The organism is Caproiciproducens sp. MSJ-32 (genome assembly GCF_018918055.1).
Classification (GTDB): domain Bacteria; phylum Bacillota; class Clostridia; order Clostridiales; family Clostridiaceae; genus Clostridium.
The window spans coordinates 1-9,094 of record NZ_JAHLPS010000078.1 but is presented as its reverse complement, the minus strand read 5'-3'; the positions used below and the strand labels follow the sequence as shown (position 1 = coordinate 9,094).

The 9,094-nt window shown below is 31.4% G+C and carries 9 protein-coding genes; all 9 read left to right on the top strand.

The window, feature by feature from the left end; genetic code table 11:
- Window positions 1-433 precede the first annotated feature (433 nt).
- From KQI16_RS09195 to KQI16_RS09155, 9 genes are read left to right on the top strand one after another with little or no spacing between them, the layout of a single operon-like run.
- Window positions 434-754, top strand: coding sequence for an ATPase (locus KQI16_RS09195; protein ID WP_286173022.1), 321 nt, complete (start codon window positions 434-436; stop codon window positions 752-754).
- Window positions 745-2,700, top strand: a complete 1,956-nt coding sequence (locus KQI16_RS09190) for a V-type ATP synthase subunit I (RefSeq protein ID WP_216433780.1) — start codon at window positions 745-747, stop codon at window positions 2,698-2,700. Before KQI16_RS09195 ends, KQI16_RS09190 begins: the two co-directional genes overlap by 10 nt.
- A gap of 12 nt (window positions 2,701-2,712) precedes the next feature.
- A complete protein-coding gene (locus tag KQI16_RS09185; protein ID WP_119865893.1) occupies window positions 2,713-3,198 on the top strand; it encodes a V-type ATP synthase subunit K in 486 nt (161 codons plus the stop codon).
- 16 nt (window positions 3,199-3,214) lie between these two features.
- Window positions 3,215-3,805: a V-type ATP synthase subunit E gene (locus tag KQI16_RS09180; RefSeq protein ID WP_216433778.1), complete on the top strand. Its 591-nt coding sequence runs from the start codon at window positions 3,215-3,217 to the stop codon at window positions 3,803-3,805.
- Between the two features lie 12 nt (window positions 3,806-3,817).
- Window positions 3,818-4,819 carry a V-type ATP synthase subunit C gene (locus tag KQI16_RS09175; protein ID WP_216433776.1) on the top strand — a complete coding sequence of 334 codons (1,002 nt, stop codon included), beginning with the start codon at window positions 3,818-3,820 and terminating at the stop codon, window positions 4,817-4,819.
- A complete protein-coding gene (locus tag KQI16_RS09170) occupies window positions 4,812-5,123 on the top strand; it encodes a V-type ATP synthase subunit F (RefSeq protein WP_216433774.1) in 312 nt (103 codons plus the stop codon). The genes KQI16_RS09175 and KQI16_RS09170 overlap by 8 nt, the downstream gene beginning before the upstream one ends.
- 18 nt (window positions 5,124-5,141) lie before the next feature.
- Window positions 5,142-6,923 (top strand): V-type ATP synthase subunit A, encoded by a 1,782-nt coding sequence (locus tag KQI16_RS09165; RefSeq protein ID WP_216433772.1) that lies wholly within the window; start codon window positions 5,142-5,144, stop codon window positions 6,921-6,923.
- The gene (locus KQI16_RS09160; RefSeq protein ID WP_216433770.1) at window positions 6,916-8,298 is read left to right on the top strand and encodes a V-type ATP synthase subunit B; all 1,383 of its coding nucleotides are present in this window, start codon (window positions 6,916-6,918) and stop codon (window positions 8,296-8,298) included. The genes KQI16_RS09165 and KQI16_RS09160 overlap by 8 nt, the downstream gene beginning before the upstream one ends.
- A 2-nt stretch (window positions 8,299-8,300) precedes the next feature.
- Window positions 8,301-8,939: a V-type ATP synthase subunit D gene (locus KQI16_RS09155; protein ID WP_216433768.1), complete on the top strand. Its 639-nt coding sequence runs from the start codon at window positions 8,301-8,303 to the stop codon at window positions 8,937-8,939.
- The last annotated feature ends 155 nt before the right edge of the window (window positions 8,940-9,094 follow it).

The window sequence follows — 9,094 nt, the reverse complement described above, 5'->3', positions numbered from 1 at the left end:
TTATAAAATGAATATCTTCCCAAAGCTTTTTTTCTTCTATTCTATAATATTTTTGAAGCAATCTCTCATTTAATTCTAAAGAAGATTTGGATAAGGGATTTATATTTTTAAATTTAAATAATATTTATACAAAATAAAAAAGGTAAGTCTATTTACCTTTTTTATTTTGTATAAAGAATAGTAAGAAAATATGGGATTATTACTATTAATAAAAATTCAACTAAACTTTGAAATATATTATAATAGAAAATATAAATGTAATATTACATAAAATAAGTATGCTAAAGAAAAAATAAAATAAAGTAAAATTTATAATTGTGTTAAAAAAGTTTAAAAACATTGAAAGTAATTTAAAAATGTGTATAATTAAATATAAAGGTTAATTTATACTACATAAAATATTAATTTATAATACAAAAAAGGTGGTGAGAATTTGGCATTAGAAGCAATAAGCAAACTTAAAAGAGTAGAAGCGGAAGCAGAAGAAATTATTCAGGAAGCAATGAAAGCTTCGAAAGAATTAATCGACAGTGCAAAAGCAGAAGCAGAAATGACATTTAATAAAATTATTAATGATGCAAATTCTAAGAAAATAGAAATTCTAAAAAAAGCTGAAGATGAAGGAAATTCAATAGCTGGGCCTATTTTAAAAAAAGCTGAGGAAGAAGTTATTGATATAAAAAATATTTCTGAGGAAAAAAGAAAGGATGCTATTAATTTAATAGTTGAGAGGATAGTGAAGTCATGGCAATAGTAAAGATGAAAAAATTTACTTTGCTTGCTTTTGAATCAGATAGAAAAAAAATAATAAGAGAATTACATAAGCTATCGAATGTTCAATTAATTAATCTACAAGATGAGAAAATAATTGAAAAAAATAAGGAATTTAAGGATTTATTAACATGCGATATAGATTCAGAGTATGCAAAGTATCAAGAAGCTTTATCTAAAGCTAAATCAGCCTTAGAATTTCTGAATGTTTATATGCCTAAAAAGCCTATGATAAAGGCTTTAAGGGAAGGGAAATTAGAGTTAACATTAGACGAACTAGAAAGTAAAGTTGAAAATTCTAATTGGATAGGAAGCTATAGTAAAATTAAAAGACAGGAAGACAAGATTTTAGAAATAGATGCAGAAATTAAAAAATTAAAAAATGAAATTGAAACTTTAACTCCATGGGAAAGTTTAGATGTTTCTTTCCAAGAAATTAAAGAACTAAAAAAAGTATCTTGCTTTATTGGTACAATTCATAAGAATTATGAAGAAAATTTAATTAATGATTTGCAGGCTTCTTATGTAGAAGTTGTTTCAAGAAATCAAAATGATGTTAATGTTCTAATTATAACCGATAATGAGAAAAAAGAGAAAACTTTAGAAGTTTTAAGGACAATTGGCTTTAGTGAATTTAAAACTGAATATAATGATGTTCCAATGAAGCTTATTTTGGATGCTAAACATCAAATAGAAGAGTTACAGGCAAAGAAGTTTTTTGTTAAAGAAGAATTAGCAAGTTATGAAGAAGATCAAAAAATTCTACAATTAGCCTATGACTATTATACTAATAAAGTTGAAAGAGCTTTAGCTTCAAATAATTTTTTAAGAACTAAAAATGTATCAACAATTCAAGGCTGGATTGCAGATGAAGATAAGGATGAACTTAAAAAAGTTTGTGATGAACTTCTTAAAGAAAATTATTATTTAGAATTTGAAGAAGTTAAAGAAGATGAAATAGATTATGTACCTATTAAGCTTAAAAATGGAGAATTAGTTCAAGCCTTTGAAAGCGTAACGGGTATGTATAGTTATCCTAAATATAACGAGATTGATCCTACACCACTTCTAACACCATTTTACCTAATATTCTTTGGTTTAATGATTGCAGATGCTGGATATGGATTACTTATGCTTATAGGAACTGCTATTGCCTTAAAGTTTTTCAAGCTTGAAGATTCAATGAAAGATTTTATGAAGTTTTTCTTTTATTTAAGCTTTCCTACAATATTTGTTGGAGCAATATATGGTTCCTTCTTTGGTGATTTTATAGTACTTCCAACCAAAATTATAGATACTAATAATGATATTATGACAATTATCATATTGTCATTAACTTTAGGAGTTATACAAATCTTATGTGGTCTTGGAATAAAGGCTTATTCTTTAATTAGAATGGGATTAATTAAGGAAGCTTTTTATGATGCGATTTCCTGGATAGTAACTTTGGTTTCAATCGGTGGAGTGGCAGGAGCCAAGTTGTTAAATTGGCCAAACTTCCTAGGCACATTCTTTATGATAACTATGTTTGCTGGAATGGTAACAATAATATTAACTAATGGTAGAGATGCAAAGACAAAACCTGGGCAAATTGCATCAGGAGCCTATGCTTTGTATGGAATATCAGGATATGTTGGAGATTTAGTTTCCTACACAAGGCTTATGGCTTTAGGCTTATCAGGAGGCTCAATTGCTGGGGCTTTTAATTTGCTAATAAATACTATGCCAGGTATAGCGGGCCTACTATTTGGACCTTTATTATTTGTACTTATGCATATATTTAATCTTGCCTTATCATTACTTGGTGCTTATGTTCATACAGCAAGATTACAATATGTTGAATATTTTGGTAAGTTTTATGAAGGCGGAGGAAAGCCTTTTAAAGCTTTTAAGAGCTCAGAGAAATATGTAAAAATAAGAAGAAATTAGGAGGAATTAAGAATGGAAATGACATGGTTACAATATTTATTAGAAAATAATGGAGGAATATTTTTAGCAGCAATAGGAATTGCTTTAGCTGTTGGATTAGCAGGTATAGGTTCTGCTAAGGGTGTTGGTACTGTTGGTGAGGCAGCAACTGGTTTAGTTGTAGAAGAGCCAGAAAAGTTTGGTAAAGCGTTAGTTCTTCAATTAATTCCAGGTACTCAAGGTTTATATGGCTTCGTTATTGGATTTATGATATTTACTAAACTTACTGCAGATATGGGAGTAGCTCAAGGTTTATATTTAATGATTGCAGGTTTAGTTATGGGACTTTCAGGACTTTGGTCAGGTATTGCTCAAGGTAGAGTTGCAGCATCAGGTATTCAAATATTGGCTAAAAATGAAGAACATAATACAAAAGGTATAATTTTATCAGCAATGGTAGAAACATATGCATTATTAGGTTTCGTTATTTCATTCATGTTAGTAACAAAAACATTCTAGGATTGGAGAGGCGGCTATGGCAGATATTAGTAATATAACTTCAAAAATCCTTAGGGATGCTGAAGAAAGAAAGGAAGTCATATTAGCAGAAGTAAATAAAGAGAAAGAAATAATTCTTTCTAAAAAAATTGCTGAAGCCAGAAAGCTGGAAAATGAAATAATAAAAAAGGCAGAGGCAGAAGCAAAAAGAAGAAAAGAAAAAATTATTTCTTCTGCAACCCTTAAAGCTAGAAATGATAAATTAGCTGCAAAACAGGAAGTAATTCAAAAGGTTTTTGAAGAAAGCATAGAAGTATTATCTTCTATAAAGGGAGATGATTTCTTAAGATTTATAAAAAATTCAATTTTATCTCTTGGAGAAATAGGAGAGCAAAAACTTATATTAAATAAAGAGGGCTTAGAACAAGTTGATTTAACTTTTATATACGATTTAAATCAAGCTTTAGGAGAAAAAGGTAATATTAAACTAAGCACTGAAGCTGGAAGCTTTAAAGGTGGATTTATTTTGGAAAGTAATGGTGTAGAAATAAATAATACTTTTGAGGCCTTAGTAAATTCATTAAGAGATGAATTGGAGTATGAAGTGGCGAAAGTATTATTTAATTAAGGAGGGTAAGATATGGATAAAATGAAGTTTACCCAAGCTGTATCAAGAATATGGGTCTTAGAGAAAAGACTTCTTGATAAGGCTAAAATAGATAGAATGATAGAAGCTGTTTCAGCGGAGGAAGTGCTAAAAATTCTGAATGAAACAGAATATTCAAATGTCTTAGTAAATATTAAAAGACCTGAAGACTATGAGGAAATGTTAAGTTCAGAATTAAGTAGAATATATAATTTAGTATATGAATTATCTCCAGTTAAAGATGTAGTTAAAATTTTCAGTTTAAAATATGACTATCATAATATTAAAGTTCTTTTAAAGGAAAAGGTTCTTAATCAAGATTTATCCCATATGTTAATAAATTTAGGGGAGTTGGATTTAAAAGAAATTAAAAATAAGATAAATGGAGATAATTATAAAAGCCTAAGTGGAAATATTGGAAAAGGTGTAATAGAAGCTTTAGAATCCTTTAATCAAACTAAAGATCCACAAAAGATAGATATAATTATTGATAAGTATATGTTTAAAGAATTACTCGAAATAAATAATAGTCTAAAGTATGAATTTATTGATAATTTAGTGAAGGCTATTATAGATTCTACTAACATTAGAACCTTGCTTAGACTAAAGAAGCAAAATAAGAATAGAGATTTTGCTGCAGAAGTAATATTTGATGGTGGTGCAATTGAAAAAAATAAACTAATTTCATTATTAAATGAAACACCTGAAAATATTATGAGCAAGCTAAAGACTACGATATATTCTGATTTAATAGAAGAAGGTTTTGAAGGATATATTGAAACAAACTCAGCAGGCTTATTAGAAAAGTTAAGTGATAATTATATAATGGAATTAGTGAAGAAATCTAAATTAGTTACATTTGGACCAGAAAAAATATTATCTTATATCTATGCAAAGGAAACAGAAATTAAAGTTATAAGAATAATAATGGTTGCCAAGCTAAATAATATTGCTAAGGAAGTATTAAGAGAAAGGCTGCGTGATATATATGTATAGAAAGATTGCTGTTATAGGTGATAAAGATTCAATTTTAGCATTTAAGGCTATAGGAATAGATGTATTTCCAGTAATTGAAGCTGACGAAGCAAGAAGAGCAGTTGATAATTGTGCAAAAAACAATTACGCAGTAATTTTTGTAACAGAACAGGTTGCAGAAAAAATTGAAGAAACAATTAGTCGTTACAATGACAAAATACTTCCAGCTGTAATATTAATTCCAAGTAATCAAGGTTCCTTAAATATTGGACTACAAAGAATTAGTGATAGTGTGGAAAAAGCTGTTGGCGTTAATATTTTATAGGAAGGTAGGTTAGGCAAGTTGAAGACCGGAAGAATAATTAAGGTTTCAGGTCCTTTAGTAGTTGCTGAAGGAATGGAACATTCAAATATACATGATATGGTTAAAGTTGGAGAGAATGGTCTTATCGGAGAAATAATTGAAATGAGAGAAGATAGGGCTTCTATCCAAGTTTATGAACAAACTACTGGCATAGGACCAGGGGATCCAGTAATATCAACTGGAGAACCTTTAAGTATCGAATTAGGACCAGGTCTTATAGAATCAATGTTTGATGGAATTCAAAGACCATTAGCAGCTTTTGCTGAAAAAGCAGGTTCACCTTTCTTAAAAAAAGGTATATCTGTTAATTCCTTAAATAGAGAAAGATTATGGACATTTAATCCTATTTTAGAAATTGGTGCTGAAGTAGAAGCAGGAGATGTTATAGGTACAGTTCAAGAAACTCCGGTAGTTCTACATAAGATTATGGTTCCATATGGAATTAAAGGAACTATAAAAGAAATAAAATCAGGAGATTTTACAGTAACAGATACTGTTTGTATAGTAGAAACAGAAAAGGGAGATAAAGAGTTAACTTTAATGCAAAAGTGGCCTGCAAGAAAAGGAAGACCTGTTGCAAGAAAGTTAAAACCAGAAGGACCAATGGTTACAGGACAAAGAGTAATAGATACCTTCTTCCCTGTAGCAAAGGGTGGAGCAGCTGCCGTACCTGGACCTTTTGGAGCTGGTAAGACAGTTGTTCAGCATCAAATAGCTAAATGGGGAGATACAGAAATAGTTGTTTACGTTGGCTGTGGTGAACGTGGTAACGAAATGACAGATGTTTTGAATGAATTCCCAGAACTAAAGGATCCTAAAACTGGCGAAAGTTTAATGAAGAGAACTGTACTTATTGCAAATACTTCAGATATGCCTGTTGCAGCAAGAGAAGCATCAATTTATACAGGAATAACTATTGCTGAATACTTTAGAGATATGGGATATTCAGTTTCAATTATGGCAGATTCAACTTCAAGATGGGCAGAAGCTTTAAGAGAAATGTCAGGAAGACTTGAAGAAATGCCTGGGGATGAAGGTTATCCAGCTTATTTAGGTTCAAGGCTAGCAGATTACTATGAAAGAGCTGGTAAGGCTGTTTGCCTTGGTAAAGAAGGAAGAATAGGAACAATTACAGCAATTGGTGCGGTTTCCCCCCCAGGAGGAGATATATCAGAACCAGTATCTCAAGCAACCTTAAGAATAGTTAAAGTTTTCTGGGGATTAGATGCACAGTTGGCATATAAGAGGCATTTTCCATCAATTAACTGGTTAAATTCTTATTCTTTATATGAAGAAACTGTGGATAACTGGATGAATAGGGAAGTTGCAGAAGATTGGTCTGCTTTAAGAAAAGAAGCAATGGCTCTACTTCAAGAAGAATCATCTCTTCAAGAAATAGTAAGTTTAGTTGGTATAGATGCTTTATCAGAAAAAGATAGATTAAAATTAGAAATAGCAAAATCAATTAGAGAAGATTATCTTCAACAAAATGCATTCCATGAAGTAGATACATATACTTCACTTAATAAACAATATAAGATGTTAAAATTAATCCTTTCCTTCAGGAAGGAAGCAGAAAAGGCTTTAGAAGCAGGAGTATATATAAATGAAATTCTAAACTTAGCAGAATTAAGAGATAAAATTGCAAGAAGCAAATATATAACTGAAAGCGAACTAAGTAAGATAGATGATATTGCAGCAGAAGTCAGAGCTACAATGGAAGGATTAATCAAAGAGAAGGGAGGGGTTCTAAATGCTTAAGGAGTACAAAACAGTTAAAGAAGTTGTTGGACCTTTGATGATTGTTGAAGGTGTTGAAGGAGTAAAATATGATGAACTTGTAGAAGTTGAACTTCAAAATGGAGAAAGAAGAAGAGGAAAGGTTCTAGAAGTAAATGGTTCTAGGGCAATGGTTCAGTTATTTGAAGGCTCAACTGGAATTAACTTAAAAGGTACCAAGGCAAGATTCTTAGGAAGACCACAAGATATAGGGGTTTCTATAGATATGCTTGGAAGGGTCTTTGATGGTCTTGGAAATCCTATTGATGGGGGTCCAAATATAATAGCAGAAAAAAGATTAGATATAAATGGAGAACCAATAAATCCCGTATCAAGAGATTATCCATCAGAATTTATTCAAACAGGTGTTTCTGCAATAGATGGTTTAAATACATTAGTTAGAGGTCAAAAGCTGCCTGTATTCTCAGGATCCGGACTTCCTCATGCTCAATTAGCAGCACAAATTGCAAGACAGGCAACGGTTTTAAACTCTGATGCACAATTTGCCGTTGTATTTGCTGCTATAGGGATAACTTTCGAAGAATCACAATTCTTTATTGATGAGTTTACAAGAACTGGTGCTATAGACAACTCAGTCTTATTTATGAATTTAGCATCAGATCCAGCTATAGAGAGAATATCCACTCCAAGAATGGCTTTAACAACAGCAGAATATTTAGCTTTTGAAAAAGGAATGCATGTATTAGTTATAATGACAGATATGACTAACTATGCAGAAGCTTTAAGAGAAGTATCATCTGCAAGAAAAGAAGTTCCTGGTAGAAGAGGATATCCAGGATACTTATATACTGACTTAGCAACTTTATATGAAAGAGCTGGTAGAATTAAGGGAAGAGAAGGATCAATTACTCAAATTCCAATATTAACAATGCCGGAAGATGATAAAACTCACCCAATCCCAGACTTAACTGGATATATTACAGAAGGGCAAATAATACTTTCAAGAGAGTTATATAAAAAGGGCATTATGCCTCCAATAGATGTATTACCTTCTTTATCAAGATTAAAGGATAAGGGGATTGGAAAAGGTAAAACTAGAGAAGATCATGCTGACACAATGAATCAATTATTCTCTGCTTATGCACAAGGTAAGCAGGCAAGAGAATTGTCAGCAATATTAGGTGAGTCAGCTTTATCTGATGTTGATAAACTATATGCAAAATTTGCTGAAGCCTTTGAAGAAGAATATGTAAATCAAGGCTTTAATGCAAACAGAAGTATTGAAGAAACATTAGAATTAGGATGGAAATTATTAAAAATACTTCCAAGAACAGAACTTAAGAGAATTAGAGACGAGTATCTTGATAAGTATATACCAAAGGGAGATGATGAATAATCATGGCTAGATTAAACGTCAATCCCAATAGAATGGAGTTGTCTGGTTTAAAGAAGAGACTGGCAACTGCTAAAAGAGGGCATAAACTGTTAAAAGATAAGCAAGATGAGCTTATGAGGCAGTTTATAAACCTTATAAAGTATAATAATGAATTAAGAAAAGAGGTAGAAGCAGAGCTTCAAGCCTCCCTTAAGGATTTTGTTATGGCAAGGGCAGTAATGAGCTCAGAATTTTTAGAAGAAGCAATTGCTTATCCAAAGGAAAGTATATCAGTTGAAGTTGAAAGAAAGAACATAATGAGTGTTAACGTGCCAAAAATGACTTTCAAAAGACAGCTGGAAGATGAAGAAGGAAGTATATATCCTTATGGCTTTGCAAATACTTCATCTGAACTAGATGATTCTATAGGGAAGTTATATAATATTTTACCAAAACTTCTAGAGCTAGCAGAAGTAGAAAAGTCAACTCAATTAATGTCTGATGAAATAGAAAAGACAAGAAGAAGGGTAAATGCTTTAGAATACATGACAATTCCTTCTTTAGAAGAAACTATCAGATATATTAGAATGAAGCTTGATGAAAATGAAAGATCCAATTTAACTAGATTAATGAAGGTAAAAGATATAATTAAAGATAGATAAAATAAGGGCTCCTTAGGGTGGCCCTTATTTTTTTATGTGCGCCCGGCATGGGCGTAATCTTGTCGGTGAAAGTCCGATACGGGGGTTGATAGTGCCAACCGTTAGCCTAAGACAAGGGTGTCCACCGCGAGGTGGAATCTGAAGGAAGTCGGCGG